The organism is Aeromonas genomosp. paramedia, assembly GCF_023093515.1.
Classification (GTDB): Bacteria; Pseudomonadota; Gammaproteobacteria; order Enterobacterales; family Aeromonadaceae; genus Aeromonas.
In genome coordinates this window covers 64,043-81,316 of sequence record NZ_JAAROG010000031.1, presented here as the reverse complement: position 1 = coordinate 81,316, position 17,274 = coordinate 64,043, and the positions used below count along the sequence as shown (strand labels likewise).

15 protein-coding genes are annotated in these 17,274 nt (G+C 63.7%); 8 read left to right on the top strand and 7 right to left on the bottom strand.

Annotated elements, in window-relative coordinates:
* Positions 1-126 precede the first annotated feature (126 nt).
* Together HB860_RS21000 and gap are read right to left on the bottom strand one after the other, a co-directional pair.
* Positions 127-993 carry a D-hexose-6-phosphate mutarotase gene (locus tag HB860_RS21000; protein WP_247627851.1) on the bottom strand — a complete coding sequence of 289 codons (867 nt, stop codon included), beginning with the start codon at positions 991-993 and terminating at the stop codon, positions 127-129.
* Between the two features lie 105 nt (positions 994-1,098).
* Complete coding sequence (gene gap / locus HB860_RS20995; RefSeq protein ID WP_139439088.1) at positions 1,099-2,094, bottom strand: type I glyceraldehyde-3-phosphate dehydrogenase; 996 nt, start codon at positions 2,092-2,094, stop codon at positions 1,099-1,101.
* Positions 2,095-2,439: 345 nt separating this feature from the next.
* On the opposite strand from gap, the gene malQ reads away from it, so the two are divergent.
* The 4 genes from malQ (at position 2,440) to msrB (ending at position 9,562) form a co-directional block, all read left to right on the top strand.
* Positions 2,440-4,629 carry a 4-alpha-glucanotransferase gene (gene malQ, locus HB860_RS20990; protein WP_247627850.1) on the top strand — a complete coding sequence of 730 codons (2,190 nt, stop codon included), beginning with the start codon at positions 2,440-2,442 and terminating at the stop codon, positions 4,627-4,629.
* Positions 4,630-4,711: 82 nt separating this feature from the next.
* On the top strand, positions 4,712-6,889 hold the full coding sequence (glgB, locus tag HB860_RS20985; RefSeq protein ID WP_247627849.1) for a 1,4-alpha-glucan branching protein GlgB: 2,178 nt from the start codon (positions 4,712-4,714) through the stop codon (positions 6,887-6,889).
* Complete coding sequence (gene glgX / locus HB860_RS20980; protein ID WP_247627848.1) at positions 6,889-9,030, top strand: glycogen debranching protein GlgX; 2,142 nt, start codon at positions 6,889-6,891, stop codon at positions 9,028-9,030. The genes glgB and glgX overlap by 1 nt, the downstream gene beginning before the upstream one ends.
* A 139-nt stretch (positions 9,031-9,169) precedes the next feature.
* Entirely contained in the window at positions 9,170-9,562 is a 393-nt protein-coding gene (gene msrB, locus HB860_RS20975; RefSeq protein ID WP_202047849.1) for a peptide-methionine (R)-S-oxide reductase MsrB, read from the top strand.
* Positions 9,563-9,633: 71 nt separating this feature from the next.
* Here the strand turns inward: msrB and chrA are convergent, their stop codons facing one another.
* The 3 genes from chrA to HB860_RS20960 form a co-directional block, all read right to left on the bottom strand.
* On the bottom strand, positions 9,634-10,776 hold the full coding sequence (gene chrA, locus HB860_RS20970) for a chromate efflux transporter (protein ID WP_247627847.1): 1,143 nt from the start codon (positions 10,774-10,776) through the stop codon (positions 9,634-9,636).
* A 307-nt stretch (positions 10,777-11,083) separates the two neighbouring features.
* Entirely contained in the window at positions 11,084-11,518 is a 435-nt protein-coding gene (locus HB860_RS20965; protein WP_247627846.1) for a nucleotide triphosphate diphosphatase NUDT15, read from the bottom strand.
* A gap of 356 nt (positions 11,519-11,874) precedes the next feature.
* Entirely contained in the window at positions 11,875-12,879 is a 1,005-nt protein-coding gene (locus HB860_RS20960; RefSeq protein WP_247627845.1) for an NADP-dependent oxidoreductase, read from the bottom strand.
* Between the two features lie 197 nt (positions 12,880-13,076).
* Here HB860_RS20960 and HB860_RS20955 point away from each other — a divergent pair, with 197 nt between their 5' ends.
* From HB860_RS20955 to HB860_RS20945, 3 genes are all read left to right on the top strand, one after another.
* Complete coding sequence (locus HB860_RS20955) at positions 13,077-13,502, top strand: MarR family winged helix-turn-helix transcriptional regulator (RefSeq protein ID WP_247627844.1); 426 nt, start codon at positions 13,077-13,079, stop codon at positions 13,500-13,502.
* Between the two features lie 29 nt (positions 13,503-13,531).
* Positions 13,532-13,762, top strand: coding sequence for a hypothetical protein (locus HB860_RS20950; protein ID WP_247627843.1), 231 nt, complete (start codon positions 13,532-13,534; stop codon positions 13,760-13,762).
* A gap of 144 nt (positions 13,763-13,906) precedes the next feature.
* Positions 13,907-14,224 (top strand): hypothetical protein, encoded by a 318-nt coding sequence (locus HB860_RS20945; protein ID WP_005324594.1) that lies wholly within the window; start codon positions 13,907-13,909, stop codon positions 14,222-14,224.
* Positions 14,225-14,318: 94 nt separating this feature from the next.
* Here the strand turns inward: HB860_RS20945 and HB860_RS20940 are convergent, their stop codons facing one another.
* Both HB860_RS20940 and HB860_RS20935 read right to left on the bottom strand, forming a co-directional pair.
* A complete protein-coding gene (locus HB860_RS20940) occupies positions 14,319-14,795 on the bottom strand; it encodes an Lrp/AsnC family transcriptional regulator (protein WP_025325819.1) in 477 nt (158 codons plus the stop codon).
* Between the two features lie 310 nt (positions 14,796-15,105).
* Positions 15,106-15,729, bottom strand: coding sequence for a helix-turn-helix transcriptional regulator (locus HB860_RS20935; protein WP_247627842.1), 624 nt, complete (start codon positions 15,727-15,729; stop codon positions 15,106-15,108).
* Between the two features lie 167 nt (positions 15,730-15,896).
* On the opposite strand from HB860_RS20935, the gene HB860_RS20930 reads away from it, so the two are divergent.
* A complete protein-coding gene (locus tag HB860_RS20930; protein WP_247627841.1) occupies positions 15,897-17,135 on the top strand; it encodes an MFS transporter in 1,239 nt (412 codons plus the stop codon).
* Positions 17,136-17,274: the final 139 nt, after the last annotated feature.

Genomic DNA, 17,274 nt, shown 5'->3' with positions numbered 1-17,274 from the left:
AGGCTTCAGATGATCACGGTAGAGAAGCTGTGCTCCTCGTCCGGTACAACAGTGATGCCGGCGTCGGCGGTGATGGCTGCCTCGACACAGAGGTTGGAGTGATAGCCGTCATCGCCCGGCCAGGCTTCAGATGATCACGGTAGAGAAGCTGTGCTCCTCGTCCGGTACAACAGTGATGCCGGCGTCGGCGGTGATGGCCGCCTCGACACAGAGCATGGTGCGGTAGCCGTCGTCGCTCATGTCGGCCATGGCCGCGGCGCCCTCAGCCCAGGGATTCCAGACCACCACGCTGTCATGGTTGCCGCTCACCACTTTAGTGGTGCGATCCCCATCCTGCAGGCTGACCATGGCGTCGGGCTGGCGGTAGATGCGATCCATGGCGGCAGAGAGCGTCAGCGCCCCCTGTTGCTGCGCATCCCGGCCGGTCAGCTTGTCATGGTAAGGCTCGCCGAGGCCGGTCACTTGAACGGCCTCCGGGCGGCTTATCTGCAGATAGGTGTGCAGGGCCGCGTTGTAGGTGAGGGGCGTCTTGCCGGTGTTGCGGGTGGTCAGCACCAGGGAGAGCTCCTTGCCCACCAGCACATCCAGCTCCAGCTCGAAGGCGTGGGGCCAGAGGGCACGGCTGGTGTCGGTGTCACGCAGAGAGAGATGGACTAGGGTGCCATCCCCGTGATCGGAGACGCCATCCAGGGTCCACAGGCTGGTGCGGGCGAAGCCATGGGCGGGCTTTCCGCTGCCGACGCGAGCGGGGGAGGGGCCGAACCAGGGCCAGCACAGAGGGATACCGCCCCGGATCGGCTTGCTGCCATCCAGCACGGCCTTGTCGCTGAGCCAGATAGAGGCGGGTTCGCCGTGGCGCTGGTAGCTCAGCACATGGGCGCCAAACAGGCTGATCTCCGCCTTGGCATGCTGGTTGTCGATGCTCAGCAGAGGCTGGCCATCCGCTGGGTGGCTAAGGGTGCAGTGGGCAGTCAGAGTACGTGTCGGTTGCATGAAGACTCCTGTGTTCGGGCACATTCAGAAAGGGTCCGTGATTCAGAATACAAAAAGGCGGCCAATGGCCGCCTTTTTTCAAGCTACGCGATTGCGCATCCCAAATTACTTGGAGATGTGAGCGATCAGGTCCAGAACCTTGCTGGAGTAGCCCATTTCGTTGTCGTACCAGGAGACGACTTTCACGAAGGTCTTGTTCAGCTGGATACCAGCCTTGGCATCGAACACGGAAGTCTGACGCTCACCCAGGAAGTCGGTGGAAACCACTTCGTCTTCGGTGTAGCCCAGTACGCCCTTCATGGCGCCTTCGGAGGCAGCCTTCATGGCCTGGCAGATTTCAGCGTAGGAAGCTTCTTTTTTCAGGTTGACGGTCAGGTCAACGACGGACACGTCCGGAGTCGGAACGCGGAAGGCCATGCCGGTCAGCTTGCCGTTCAGTTCCGGGATGACCACGCCAACAGCCTTGGCAGCACCGGTGGAGGACGGGATGATGTTCTGAGCCGCACCGCGGCCACCGCGCCAGTCTTTGGCAGACGGACCATCAACGGTCTTCTGGGTAGCAGTGGTAGCGTGGACAGTGGTCATCAGGCCGGATTCGATACCGAAGGTATCGTTCAGAACCTTGGCGATGGGGGCCAGGCAGTTGGTGGTGCAGGAAGCGTTGGAAACGATGTCCTGGCCAGCGTAGGAGTTCTGGTTAACGCCCATGACGAACATCGGGGTGGCGTCTTTGGACGGACCGGTCAGTACGACTTTCTTGGCACCGGCAGCGATGTGCTTGCGAGCGGTCTCGTCGGTCAGGAACAGACCGGTAGCTTCGGCAACAACGTCAACACCGATGGCATCCCATTTCAGGTTTGCCGGGTCACGTTCAGCGGTAACACGTACGGTTTTGCCGTTGACAACCAGGTTGCCGTCTTTGACTTCAACGGTGCCCTTGAAGCGGCCGTGGGTGGAGTCGTACTTCAGCATGTAAGCCATGTAGTCAACGTCGATCAGATCGTTGATACCAACCACTTCGATGTCAGCACGCTCAGCGGCCAGACGGAAAACGAAACGACCGATACGGCCAAAACCGTTAATACCTACTTTGATAGTCATAATTGGTTACCTAACTGTTCAGTAGTCAAAGAAAATTCCGTTTGTAAATTTACTAGAACTCACCGGTGAGTCAACCAACAATCTGCGCGAAATTGCGCTATATCATGAAAAACTGTGAAATTTATTTTCGTTTTATGTAACTGGCTACCAACTTTTGTCGAATGCATCATCAGCGGATCCGGTCGCAGAGATCAACAATAGTGCCTGTCCGGTCACACATCCGGCCGGGGAGATATGTAAAAATGTGCGCGGTTTAGCATGGCCAAAGAGCCACTGTTCAAGTACCACCCATAAAAATTAATCACAAATAGTGTAGATAGAATCCACAGCGGGAATTCTCAAACTATGACCACCCTGATTGAACAGCTGGCTGCCGCCAAAGGTATCGCCAGTGAGTATGTTGATGCCTGGGGCCACCCGGCCCAGGTATCCGAAGAGAGCAAGGCCGCCATGCTGGGCGCCATGGGCTACCGCGTCGACGACGAGGCCGCCCTGACCGCGCAGCTGGAGCAGGAGCACCGTCAGCACTGGTTGCGGCCTCTGGATCCCGTGATGGTAGTGCGCAGTGGCGATCCCGTCAGCCTCGAGGTTCGTCTGCCCATCGAGTTCGTCAACGACGCCCTCCACTGGCAGATAGTGCTGGAGCAGGGGGCCCTGTTGTCCGGCCAGCTGACCCCCATCGAAGGGGAACTGGTCGGCGTCGCCGAATTCGAAGAGATGGAGTGCCAGGCCTACAGGGTCGCGCTGGATGTGCAGCCGGAGCTTGGCTATCACCAGCTGGTGCTGCTGGAAGAGGGCAACGACGAGCCGCTCGCCACCATGCGCCTCATCGTCGCCCCCAAGTCCTGCTACAAGCAGGCGCCGATTGCCAACGGCCGCAAGGTGTGGGGCCCGAGCGTGCAGCTCTACTGCCTGCGCAGCCGCCACAACTGGGGCATAGGTGATTTCAGCGACCTCGGCCAGCTGGTCGAGAAGGCCGCCGCCTGGGGCGCCCACTTCGTGGGGCTGAACCCCATCCACGCCCTCTATCCGGCCAACCCCGAGAGTGCCAGCCCCTACAGCCCCTCTTCCCGTCGCTGGCTCAACGTGGCCTACATCAACGTGGAAGCCGTGCCCGAGTTTATCGCCAACGAGCGGCTCAAGGCCGATGTGGCAAGCACGGCCTTCCAGCAGCATCTGGCCTCCCTGCGGGCCAAGGAGAACGTGGATTACACCGGCGTCATCGAGACCAAGATCGGCATGCTGCGTCAGGTGTTCGATGAGGCCAGGCTCGGCGCCGAGCGTCAGGCTGCGTTCGATGCCTTCGTGGCCGCCGGTGGCGACAGCCTGCAACAGCAGGCCGCCTTCGATGCCCTGCAGGCCCACTTCTATGGCAAGGGTGAGAACGCCTGGGGCTGGCCGGTCTGGCCGGATGCCTTCCGCGATTACCACAACCCGGAAGTGGCGGCCTGGATGAAGGAGCACCGCCAGGATGTGAATTTCTATCTCTATCTGCAGTTCCTGGCCGATGAGCAGCTGGCACAGGCCGATGCCCGCGCCAAGGCGGCCGGCATGGTAATGGGGATCTACCGGGATCTGGCGGTGGGCGTCTCCGAAGGCTCCACCGAGATCTGGGCCAACCGGGATCTCTACTGCCCGAAAGCCTCGGTCGGTGCTCCCCCCGACATCCTGGGCCCCCTCGGCCAGAACTGGGGCCTGCCCCCCATGAACCCGAACCAGCTGTTCGAGGCGGCCTATCAGCCCATGGTGGATCTGTTCCGCGCCAACATGCGTGCCTGCGGTGCGCTGCGCATCGATCACGTGATGGCCTTGCTGCGGCTGTGGTGGGTTCCGCCCGGAGCGTCCGCCGCCAAGGGCGCCTACATCTACTATCCGGTCAACGATCTGCTGGGGATACTTGCCCTCGAGTCCCACCGCAACCAGTGCCTGCTGATCGGCGAGGATCTCGGCACTGTGCCGGAAGGCATAGACGTGACCCTCAAAGAGAACGGAGTCCACTCCTACAAGGTGTTCTTCTTCGAGCGCTCCAAGGACGACGGCGGCTTCATCTCCCCGGCCCACTACACCGAGCAGGCGATGTCGGCCCTGACCACCCACGACATGCCGACCCTGAAGGGCTTCTGGCATTGCGATGATCTGGCGCTGGGTCGCGAGCTGGGCCTGTACCCGGATGAAGAGGTACTCAAGACCCTGTATGCTGATCGCCACCAGGCCAAGCAGCGGATCCTTGACAGCCTGCATGCCCATGGGGTCATCTCTGGCAACATCAGCCATGACGTGAACTGGGTCGGGATGAACACCGAACTCAACCATGGCCTGCAACTGCACATGTCCCGCGGCAGCTGTGCCCTGTTCAGCACCCAGCTGGAAGACTGGCTGGAGATGGACAAGCCGGTCAACGTGCCGGGCACCAGTTACGAATACCCGAACTGGCGTCGCAAGCTTTCAAAGGATCTGGAAGATATTTTTGCCGATGAGGCGCTCAAGGCGCTGGCGGGCAAGATGAGCCAGGCCCGTGACGAGGCCAGTCGTTGAGCCCCTGCTGTCAACATGTGACTCACTTTCATCCGCTTCGGCCCAGGCCGGAGCGGATGTTCAGCCATGAAAGGAAATGTCGATGCCCGTTGAACGTTTGGTTGCCGCCCGCTGTGCCGATCCCTTCTCCCATCTAGGCCTGCTGGCCAATCCGGATGGGCCAGGCCTGAAACTGACGGCCTGGTTGCCCGATGCGCTCGAGGTCCGGGTCAGGGACCTCAAGTCAGGCAAGATAGTTGCCACCCTGACCTCCGCCGACGAAGCGGGCCTTTTTGAAACTGTTTTCACTCGCCGCAAGAATCCCTTCCCCTATCAGCTGATCGCCAGCTACCCCGATGCCAGTGCCGAATCCATTGACCCTTACCAGTTCCAGGCTGCCGCCTGGGAAGGTCTGGCCGAGCTGAGCTTCCAGCCGGAAAACCTCTACCACACCCTGGGTGCCCAGCTGCGCACCGTGGAGCATCTCGGCCAGCGGGTGGCAGGGGTGCGCTTCGCCGTCTATGCGCCGAGCGCCACGGCGGTGAGCCTGATCGGCGATTTCAACTTCTGGGATGGCCGTCGCCACCCCATGCAGCGCAGCCAGTGCGGTCACTGGGTGCTGTTCGTGCCTGGCCTCAAGGCCGGGGATCGCTACAAGTTCGAGCTCAAAGACCCCATGGGCAACCGCCTGCCCCACAAGAGCGACCCGGTGGGTTTCTACTGCGAGCAGTATCCGTCGTTCGCCTCCGTCATCCACGACCACGAGCAGTACCAGTGGCAGGATGCCGCCTGGCGCGAGAGCCAGCGCAACGACAAGCGGGAGCAGCCGCTCTCCATCTACGAGCTGCACGTGGGCTCCTGGAAGCGTCACCCCAACGGCGACAGCCTGAACTGGCGCGAGCTGGCGGTGGAGCTGGTCAACTACGTCACCGAGATGGGGTACACCCACATCGAGCTGATGCCGGTCTCCGAGCACCCCTTCAGCGGCTCCTGGGGCTACCAGCCGGTGGGCATGTTCTCCCCCACCAGTCGCTATGGCAGTGCCGATGACTTCAAGCATTTCGTCGACGCCTGCCACCAGGCCGGCATAGGCGTCATCCTCGACTGGGTGCCGGCGCACTTCCCGGCGGATGCCCATGGCCTCGCCCGCTTCGACGGCACCCCGCTCTACGAGTACGAGGATCCGCGTCGTGGCTGGCACCCGGACTGGAACTCCTACATCTACGATTTCGGCCGCAACAACGTGCGCCAGTTCCTGGTGGCGAGCGCCCTGTTCTGGCTCGACAAGTTCCACATCGACGGCCTGCGGGTGGATGCGGTGGCCTCCATGCTCTATCTGGACTATTCCCGCAACGCCGGTGAGTGGGTGCCGAACGTCGACGGGGGCAACCACAACTACGAGGCGATCAGCCTGCTCAAGTGGACCAACGAGGAGGTCTACGGCAAGTATCCCCACGCCATGACCATAGCCGAGGAGTCCACCGCCTTTGCCGGTGTCTCCAGACCCACCTTCCTCGGTGGCCTCGGGTTTGGCTTCAAGTGGAATATGGGCTGGATGCACGACACCCTGAGCTACATGCAGAAGGAGCCTATCCACCGCCGTTATCACCATAACGAGATGACCTTCTCCATGGTCTATCACTATGACGAGAACTTCATCCTGGCCCTGTCCCACGACGAGGTGGTGCACGGCAAGCACTCCCTGCTCTACAAGATGCCCGGTGACGAGTGGCAGCAGGCCGCGAACCTGCGGGCCTACATGGGCTTCATGTATGGCCATCCGGGCAAGAAGCTCAACTTCATGGGCACCGAAATCGCCCAGAGCAACGAGTGGAATCACGATGCCCAGCTGCCCTGGCACCTGCTGCAATTCCCCAAGCACGGCGGCCAGCAGCGGCTGATCCGGGATCTCAACCGGCTCTATCGTCATGAAGCTGCCTTGTATCAGGCGGATTATGAGCAGAGCGGCTTCCGCTGGCTGGATCACAACGACGCCGACAACAGCATCTTCGCCTGGCTGCGGGCCGACAGGCAGGGGGCCAATCCTGTGGTGATCGCCTCCAACTTCACCCCGGTGCCGCGCCTCGCCTATCGCCTCGGGGTGCCGGCGGCAGGCCGCTATGCCGTGGTGCTCAACACCGACAGTGAGCATTACTGGGGCAGCAACTATGATGTGGGTTTGACCCTAGTCGCCGAGCCGACCCCCTGGCAGGGGATGGCGCACAGCATAGTGCTGGACTTGCCGCCGCTCGCGACCTTGTTCATCAAACAGGAGTCCTGATGTTTGTAATGGAAAATGGGGTGGACTACCCGCTGGGAGCCCGGCTCGACGAGGCAGGCTGCCACTTCTGCGTCTGGGCCCCCCAATCGGACAAGGTGGAGCTCTGCCTGTTCGACGAACAGGAGCAGGAGCTGGTCCGGCTGGCCCTGCCCGGTCGGCGCGGCCAATACAGATTCGGCTATGTGCGCGGGGTGCGGGCCGGTCAGCGTTACGGCTACCGGGTCCATGGCACGCCCCAGGAGGGGATGCTGTTCGACCCGGACAAGCTGCTGATCGACCCCTATGCCAGGGCGCTCAGCCGGGCGACCCGTTGGGATGACGACCTCTATCAGGGGGACAGTGCGGCCATGGTGGCCAAGTCGGTGGTGGTGGACGACGCCTTCGACTGGCAGGGCGTCGGCAAGCCCGCCATCCCCCCCGAGCGGGTGGTGCTCTACGAGACCCACGTCAAGGGCTTCACCCGTCAGCACCCCGGGGTGCCCGAGGCACTGCGGGGCACCTACCTCGGCATCAGCCATCCGCTGATGATCGAGCACCTGCTCTCTCTCGGGGTCACCTCGGTGCAGCTGATGCCGGTGGCCGCCTTCATGTCGGAGCCCAGGCTCGAGCAGCTTGGGCTGACCAACTACTGGGGCTACAACCCCATCGCCTTCTTCGCCCCCGAGCCGCGCTATGGGGCGGGGGAGGCGGTGACCGAGTTCAAGACCATGGTGCGCGAGCTGCACCGGGTCGGGCTCGAGGTGATACTGGACGTGGTCTACAACCACACCGCAGAGTCCGGTGCCGACGGCCCCATGCTCTCCCTCAAGGGGTTCGACAACGCCGGCTACTACGCCTTCGAATCCGGGGCCCACGGCCCTGACTACCAGCGCCACGCCAACGTCACCGGCTGCGGCAACAGCGTCAACCTGGATCACCCCAACAGCCTGCGCCTGGTGCTCGACGCCCTGCGCTACTGGGTCACCGAGATGCAGGTGGACGGTTTCCGCTTCGATCTGGCGGTCACCCTGGCGCGGGAGGCGGGGGAGTTCGATCCCATGAGCGCCTTCTTCAAGGCCCTGCTGGCGGATCCCGTGCTGGCGCGGGTCAGGCTCATCGCCGAGCCCTGGGACATAGGCCCCTTCGGTTATCGTCTCGGTCAGTTCCCGAGCCAGTGGCTGGAGATCAACGACCGCTATCGCGACACGGTACGCGCCTTCTGGCGCGGCGACGCGGGCAAGATGGGGGACTTCGCCACCCGGCTGGCGGGGTCGCGGGATCTCTTCCCGAAGAACTGGCGCTCCCCCCACACCAGCGTCAACTACCTCTGCTATCACGACGGCTTCACCCTGGAGGATCTGGTCTCCTACAACCAGCGCCACAACCAGGCCAACGGCGAAGACAACAGAGACGGCCACGGCAACAACCTCTCCTACAACCACGGGGTGGAGGGGCCGACCCTGGACCCCAGGGTGAACAACCTGCGCCAGCAGCAGAAGCGCAACCTGATCGCCACCCTGCTGCTCTCCCAGGGCACGCCGCACTTCCTGGCCGGGGACGAGATGGGCCGCAGCCAGCTCGGCAACAACAACGCCTATTGCCAGGACAACCAGATAAGCTGGGTCAACTGGCAGTTGCGCCCCGAAGATGAACGGCTGCTCGCCTTCACCCGCCAGATGATGGCGCTGCGGGCGGAGTCCGGGGTGTTCGCCAACCTGCAACTGAGCGACGATGAGTGGAATGGCAAGGCGACCAGCTGCCACAGGGTCAACTGGTATCACCCCGATGGCCATCAGCTCACCGATCAGGACTGGCACGCCCCCATGGGGCAGGCGTTCGCCATGGACATCGGCATGCTGACGTGCGGCGGGGAGCGCTGGTACGTGCTGTTCAACGCCAGCGACTACGACATCCAGTTCCGCCTGCCACCGCCGGGAGAAGGGCTGGAGTGGATCCAGACCATAGACACGGCCACCAACGACGGCCTGCCCTTCCTGCCTGACGACATCAAGCGGCAGGTGGCGGTGGGGCGCGCCCACTCGCTCAAATTGCTGGAGCGGGTTTCGCTGCCGGCGGTGGCGCTGGCCAAGGAAGGGGTGGTCGCCACGCCGGATGTTGCCGCCGTGTTGCCAACGGGATCACAGTTCCCGCTGGCGGGGTAGAGTCGGGGCGTCCGAGTGGGTATGCTGGGCGCCGTGATAAAAGGCAAGGAGTCAGTATGAAGGGCAACAATCCCGAGCAGTGGCGCAGCAAGTTGAATACTGAGAGCCGAGCAGTGTCATGTTTTGGCAAGGGGTCAATATGAGCGGTAACAATCCCGAGCAGTGGCGCAGCAAGTTGAGTGCCGAGCAGTTTCACGTTTGCTGGGAGAAGGGCACAGAGCGCCCCTACAGCGGCGCCCTGCTGCACAATCGCAAGAGCGGCGACTACCTCTGCGTCTGCTGCAAGAGCGTACTGTTCCATGCGGATGCCAAGTTTGACTCCGGCTGCGGCTGGCCCTCCTTCGATCGGGCCATCGAGGGGACCGTGACCTACACAGAGGATCGCAGCCACGGCATGGCAAGGGTGGAGATCACCTGCAGCCAGTGCGGCTCCCACCTGGGTCACGTCTTCCCGGACGGGCCGACCGAGACAGGCCAGCGCTACTGCGTCAACAGCCTGAGCCTGGAGTTCGAGCCCGATACAGACGCCTGAGCGCGTCGGAAATGAAAAATGGCGCCTCCGCTTGCGGAGGCGCCATTTTTTTATGGGGCCCTGGTTGGCCCTCAGATCGGCAGCAGGCTGGCTCCCACCAGCAGGGCGGCGAGCGCCAGTATGGGCAGCCTGATGACGCGCAGCAGATAGAAGCCGATGGCGGCCAGCGCCAGATCGGTCGGGGCCAGCACGGCGCTCTGCCACACCGGCTGATAGAGGGCGGCCAGCAGCAACCCCACCACGGCGGCATTTATGCCGGCCACGGCTCCCGCCAGCCTGGGGTGGGCCAGCCAGCGCTGCCAGCAGGGACCCAGGGCCCAGAGCAGCAAGAATCCCGGCAAAAATAGTGCGAACGTTGCCAGCAGGGCGCCCGCCAGTGGCGCGGCAGGCAGCAGCTGGGCGCCCAGGTAGGTGGCCAGGGTGAACATGGGGCCGGGCACCAGCTGGGCCAGGCCGTAGCCGGTCAGGAACTGCTGCTCGCTGAGGCTGTGGCCGACGCTCTCCTGCAACAGGGGCAGCACCACGTGACCGCCGCCGAACACCAGGCTGCCCGCCCGATAGAAGTCGGCGACCAGCTGGCTGGCGGGGCCCTGGGCCAGCAGCGGCAGGCCGACAAACAACAGGGCAAACAGCAGCAGGGTCGGCCAGTGGGGTTGGCGAGCCAGATCCTCTGAGGGGGCCTGCGCCGGCTCGCTCTGCTCACGGTAGGCGCAGAGCAGGGCCGCCCCCAGCAGCATGCCCAGCTGGGTCAGCAGGCCAGGCTGCCACCAGAGGGCGGCGGCGGTCGCCACCATGACTCCCTGTAGCAGCGCCGTCTTGCAGAACTGGCGGCTCATGGTGAGCACCGCATCGGCCACCACCACCAGCGCCAGCAGCTTGAGGCCGTGCAGGGCGGCATCCAGCCAGAGGTTGTTGCCGAGCTGCCCGAGGCCGATGGCGGCGGCCAGCAACAGCAGGAAGGAGGGCAGGGTGAAGCCGGCAAAGGCGGCGAGCGCGCCCCCAAGGCCCGCCCGCTGGCGGCCGATGGCGAAGCCGAGCTGGCTGGAGGCGGGGCCCGGCAACAGCTGGCACAGGGCCAGCAACTGGGCAAACTCGGCCTGGCTCAGCCAGCCCAGGCGCTGGACGAAGGTGCGCTGGAAGTAGCCGATATGGGCGGCCGGCCCGCCGAAACTGATGCAGCCGAGCCACAGAAATTGAAGGAATACCTGTCCCACCACTCACTCCCCGTTGTCATCGTTGATGGGCGGGATGATATGACAAAGCGATGACTTTTTTATGACAATTCGCGCTGGGGTGGCTGTGGCAATTAGCCGCGAGCGAGCCGGCAGGGGATGGGGATTAGGTCGGCTGGCCTGGTTGTGGCAAGTAACAGCGACCAGCCAGCTGGCAAGCGATGGTCACGCTGTCGGCTGGCCTGGTTGTGGCAAGTAGCAGCGCCCGGCCAGCTGGCAGGAGATGGGGATTAGGTCGGCTGGCCTGGTTGTGACAAGTAGCAGCGATCGGCCAGCCGGCAGGGAATGGTCATTCTGTCGGCTGAGGCAGATAGCAGCGCCCCGCCAGCCAGCAGGCGATGGACTGGCGGCTGGCATCGAAGTGGGGCTCGGGCAGCGCGCGGGGATCGCACCAGACCCAGCCCTCGCACTTCTCCGGCTCCAGCAGTTGCGGCTCCCCTTCCACCTCGGCCAGCAGGGTGACAGAGATGTAGTGCAGCCCGCTCTCGCGCCAGGTTTCCAGGTTGTTGGTGACGGCGATGACGCTGGGGTTGGTGATGAGAAAACCTGTCTCCTCGGCCACCTCCCGGATCGCCGCCGACTCGAAGCTCTCGCCAAGCTCCAGATGGCCGCCGGCGATGGACCAGTAGGGGGCGTGGCTGCCCTTGCGCTTGCCGAGCAGCACCTGGCCCTGATGGTTGACGAGGATGACACCGACCCCGACGCGGGGATAGGGAGTGGACATAAGAAGAGCTCCTTGCTGTGGCTGTGCGACGAGGGGCATCGACCACCGACGCCGGGACAAGACGTGGCAGGGATGGGCAGGGCACCCTGCCGACCCGGCATGGCACCATAAAAAACGGGCCCACCTTAGGACGGATGGGCCCGTTTCGCAAGTCGCCGCTGGAGGAGCCCGAGGGCACGGGATCTTGCCGTTTCTCTATCTGCCAATCAGATGGCTATCGCGATATAGCATCTACCAGGCAGATGGTAGAAACGGGGAATGAGGCTCCCCGGTGCGTGGCTGGCCGTCAGTCCAGCCAGATCGGCCTCTTGCCGTAGCTGTGCCCATCGTCGATAAAGGCCAGGGCAGGCCGCTTGTCAGCCCAGCCTGACCAGCATCTTGCCGGTGTTGCGGCCCTCGAACAGCCCGATAAAGGCCTGCGGCATGCTGGCCAGCCCCTCGCTGATGGTCTCCTCGGCCTGGAGGGCGCCGGCCTCGAAGGCGGGGATGGCCTCGGCCAGGAACTCCCCGTAGTGCTGCCAGTGATCGGAGACCAGCAGCCCCTGCATCAGGAGGCGTTTGCGGATCATCTGGGAGAGGTTGCGCGGGCCGCTCCCCTGGCCATTGCTGTTGTACTGCTCGATGAGGCCGCACAGGACGATGCGCCCGTGCAGCGCCATGTGGTTGAGGGCCGCGTCCAGCATGGCGCCCCCCACGTTCTCGAAGTAGACCTGGATGCCTGCCGGGGCGAGGCGGGCCAGCTCGGCGTCGAGATCCGGCGTCTCCCTGTAATTGATCACCGCATCAGCGCCCAGCGTCTCGAGGTAGGCGACCTTGTCGGCGGAGCCGGTGGAGCCGATCACCCGGGCACCGGCCCGCTTGGCGAGCTGCACCGCCATGGTGCCGACCGCGCCGGAGGCGGCCGAGACCAGCAGGGTCTCACCGGCCTGCAGGCGGGCGACCTTGTGCAAGCCCGCCCAGGCGGTCATGCCCGGCATGCCGAGGGCGCCGAGGAAGAGCTGGGAGGGCAGCGCCGTGGCGGGCAACCGGGTCAGCTGCTCCCCCTTGGCGACGAAGGCATCCCGCCAGCCCAGCATGCTGCTCACCTGGTCACCCACCTGGAAGTCGGGGTGACGGGAGGCCTGCACGGTGCCGATGGCGCCGCCGTCGAGGGGGCCGTTCAGGGGGAAGGGGGGCACATAGCTCTTGGCCTCGCTCATGCGACCGCGCATGTAAGGGTCCACCGACAGCCACTGGTTGGTCACCAGCACCTCGCCCTCCTGCAGGGCGGGCAGGGGCACTTCCCTGAGGGCGAAATCGTCCGGGGTGGGGAGGCCGGTGGGGCGGCGCAGCAGTTGGATCTGATGGCTGATCGGGGTCATGGTCTTTCTCCAGCGAGGTAGGGGGCTGTCGACGCCGCGCCAGCCAAGGGGGAGGCGGCGGCTCGGGCATTCTATTTGTGTGCAAACTAAAATCAGGTTAATCCCGAAAAGAGGGGGGGACAACTGTTTTGTGTGCAAATTATTCAGGCGTCAGTTGTCCTGGGGTATACTGGCCCCAGTCGTCAGCGAGGTGCCCCATGAGTGAATTGAAAAAGCAGGTCTGTTTTGCCCTCTACAGCGCCTCCAATGCGGTGATGCGCGCCTATCGGCCGCTGCTGGACAAGCTGGATCTCACCTACACCCAGTACCTGGTGATGCTGTCGCTCTGGGCGCGGGACGAGGTCAGCCTCAAGGAGATTGGCCAGGAGACAGGGCTGGACGCGGGCACCCTGACCCCTATCGTCAAGCGGCTGGAGACCAAGGGCTGGCTGACCCGCACCGTCTCCAGCGAAGACGAGCGGCAAAAATGCATCCGCCTGACCGAGGCGGGGCGCCAGCTGCAGCAGGGGGTCAGGGAGTGCTGTCTGGCGGACAACTTGCGCAATCAGGTGGATCTGGCCGATGCCGAGCTGGCCGAGCTCAAGCGACTCTGCGATCGCGTGGCGGCCCAGCTCGGGCGCTGAATCCTCTTCCCCTTGCCTGGAGTCATCCGATGAAACCCTGGTTACCCTTGCTTGTTCTGCTGCTCGGTGGCTGCGCCGGCGGCACCCAGCCCCCGTCCGAGTTGCGGATCGATGATGCGGATGCCTGGCAGGCCCTCTGCAAGGATGGCGTCCGGGTCAGGGCCATCAGCGAGGAGGGGATCTGCGCGGATCACCGCGGCCTGGCCATGTGGACGAATAAGCCAAGGGCGGTTCGAATGGCAGAGGAAGCCGCCAAATAGTGTGATCCAGACGCCATAAAATGACACAACCGGCCCCTTGGCCGGTTTTTTTCGCGATCTCGCCTGCACTTTGCGGCCTTGTTCATGGTGCACTCATGCTTCCCTTTCCATACTGGCCCCACAGTTTCATGAGAGGAGAGAGAGATGCAGTCATCCATCGTCGGGCTCTCCATTCTGTGGGGGCTGGCCAGTTTTGGTGTTCAGGGGGATTTCATCGAGAGCCGTGATTCCGTTGCGCCGTCCTGGCAAGCCGAGTCCAGAGTGGAGATGGAAGGTTATCTGATTGAGTCGCTCGGCGAAGATCGCTGGGTGTTCGACAACGGCAGCGAGAGTCTGCTGGTCTCCCTGCCCGAGGGGCAGTGGGTGTCAGAGGGGGAGCGGTTGCGACTGAGCGGCGAACCCCAGCAGGAGCAGGCCGGCTGGCTGTTGCAGGTGCAGGACGTCAGCCAGGTCGGCGTCTGATCCGGTCAGTTCCCGGTGACACAAGATACAAAGAGGAGGCCTGGGCCTCCTCTTGCTTTTTGCGCCTCTGGCCCTCAGCCCGGGTGCCGGGCTGTCAGCCCAGGTGGTTGAGGGGCAGCGCCGTCTTGTGCTTGATGCGGCGCAGCACGAAGCTGGAGCGCACCCCGGTCACCCCGGAGATGTGGGTCAGCTTGTCCAGCAGGAAGTGCTGGTAGTGCTCCATGTCCCGCACCACCACCTTGAGCTGGTAGTCGGCGTCGTTGCCGGTGATGAGGTCGCATTCGAGCACCTCTGGCAGATCCTGGATCGCCCGATCGAAGTTTTCGAACCGCTCGGGGGTGTGCCTGTCCATGGAGATGTGAATGTAGGCGGTGAGGGTGAGCCCCAGCTGGCGAGCGTTGAGCAGGGTGACATGGGTATCGATGAGACCGGCATCCTCCAGCGCCTTGACCCGGCGCGAGCAGGGGGAGGGGGAGAGCCCGACCAGTTCGGCCAGCTCCAGGTTGCTGATGCGGCCATTCTCCTGCATCAACTCCAGAATATGCCTGTCTATGCGATCAAGTTTCAGCATTCTCCGTTCCTCGTTGCAATTACTGATTCACTTTTCCTAGATTAAGGGTGAACTATTGCAAAAACAACTGAAAATACCTACTACTTCACAACCACTCACCGCACCGGCAGGAGTACCATGGTTTCATCTTCCGGTGGCAAGACAGATGCCCGACCAGGCCTCTGTGGTGAAGGACCTTACCGGGTCAACAACCCCATCAGCCGTCCGACCTTATCGGGAAACGACGGGCTGGAACGAGAGCATCCCCTCCCCGAAGGCAACAAAGCAGGCATCCCGGCGCCTGCTTTGTTGTTTTTGCGCGCCGGCATCCTCAGGCCTGCGGCGGCCGGATGCGATAGAGGCAGCGCCTGTCCCCCTCCAGCAGGTACTGCTCCCGCTCCACCCCGGCCGGTGCCAGCAACTGGCGAAACAGCGCCAGCTCGCTCCGGCAAAAGCCCCGGCAGGCCCGCGCCGCGGCGCAGATGGGGCAGTGACTCTCCCACCATAGCCAGCTGCCATCCTCCTCCTGGCTCATGTCCGCCATATAGCCCTCCCGGCTGCGCAGCTCCTTGAGCGCGGTCAGCCGATCCGCCAGTGCCGGCTGGGTCAGCCTGGCCTGATAACGGCTCAGCATCTGCTGCTCCCGCCGCGCGATCAGTTGATCCAGGCCGCTCTCGCCAAACAGCTGCTGCACGTCGTCGATGAGCTGCAGGGTCAGCTCGCTGTGGGTGTCGGGGAAGCGCTGCCAGGCCTGCTCGGTCAGGTGCCAGAGCCGTATCGGGCGACCGCGGCCCCGCGCCTCGTCGCTAAAGCCCACCCAGCCGTCGGTCTCCAGCGCCGTCAGATGCTGGCGGGCGCCCATGGAGGTCATCTGCAGCTGCTCCCCCAGCGCGGCGGCACTCTGGGGACCGTGAGTCTTAAGCAGGTAGAGGATCTTGTCGGTACTGGCGTTCATGGGGGATCTCGTTATCGACAGGCGTTCGCTGCGGGAAAGCCAGGGCGGCACTGGCGTTGATAGGGTCATTATGGGCAGCGGTCTCATTTAAATCAATAATCCACTTTACTTAATGCCGTTCCCTTCGCAGTATAAATAAACCAATAACTTTATTTAATGAGGCGAAGATGGAAGGGATCAAGGGACAGGCAACCCTCTGGGTATTGGTGATGACGGTGACCCTGGCGGTGGCGGGCTTCAGCCTGCCCTCGCCGGTGCTGGCGCCGTTGATGCTGGATCCGGCCCAGGGCATGTTGACGCCCGAGGCGTCTGACTGGAGCCGCAAGCTGTGGCTCGGGGTCATCATGGGGCTCTATCCGCTGTTTCAACTGCTGGGGGCCCCCTGGCTGGGCAAGCTGTCGGATCGCCATGGCCGCAAGCCGGTGCTGACCCTCTGTCTGGTCGGGGTGCTGGCGGGTTATGTGCTGATGGCCCTGGGGATCGCCTGGCGCTCCTTGCCGCTCTTGCTGCTGAGCCGGGTGGTGGAGGGCTTCTTCAACGGCGACATCGCCATCGTCCAGGCCATGGCGGCGGACATGAGCACGGCCAAAACCAAGGCGCGCAACTTTGCCCGCATCAACATCGGCATGAACCTGGGCTGGGTGCTGGGCCCCATGATAGGGGGCTATGCGGCCGTGGTGTCGGGGGATTACAGCCTGGCAGCCTGGCTGGCGGTGGCCATGACGGCGGGCAACCTGTTGCTGGTGCTCTGGCTGTTGCCCAACCGGCCGCCGGTACCGGCAGAGCAGGAGCTGGCCTCCCTCTCGACCCGTCAGTTGCTGTTGCAGCCCCGCCTCCTGCCCTACTTCGTGCTGACCCTGCTCAGCTACGGGGCCGTACAGCTCTACTTCACCTACTTCAACGTCTGGCTGGTGGAGCGGCTCTCCTGGGATCCGGTGCAGCTGGCCCAGGCCGCCGTGCTGGTGAGCGTGCCCATGATGCTGGGTTCCTGGCTCGGGGAACAGTTGGCCCGCCACTGGCGCGGCAGCTCCCTCGGCATCGTCGGACATCTGGTGATGGCGGCGGGCATGCTGATGTTCATCCTGCCGACCCAGTGGTGGGGGCTGGCGCTCACCTTCATTCCGGCCGGCATCGGCATGAGCCTGGGGGAGCTCGCCACCTCGGTGGCCATCTCCAACCGCAGCCATGCCAGCCAGCAGGGGCAGGCGATGGGGATCTATCGCGGCCTGGCGGTGGGCAGCGAGATCCTGGCGGTGGTGCTCGGCAGCCTGGCGCTGCTGGCAGGCACAGAGTGGCCCTTCTATCTGGCGGCGCTCTGCGGCGTGATCTGCGCCCTCGGCTTCTACGGGTTGCGCAGACGGGCGGACAGACGAAGCGCCGTGGCCGCCTGCGCCGAGGCGGGCTGACGAAGGGCGAGGGGATCACAGATTGGCGCCGGGGTGGCAGGCGGGGCTTGCATCCCGGCGCCGAGTTTGGGACGGTATGACTCTTTGTCCCCTTTTACTCCGTCGCCCGGCGAACCTAGCCTGCACAGGCCTTCATTTG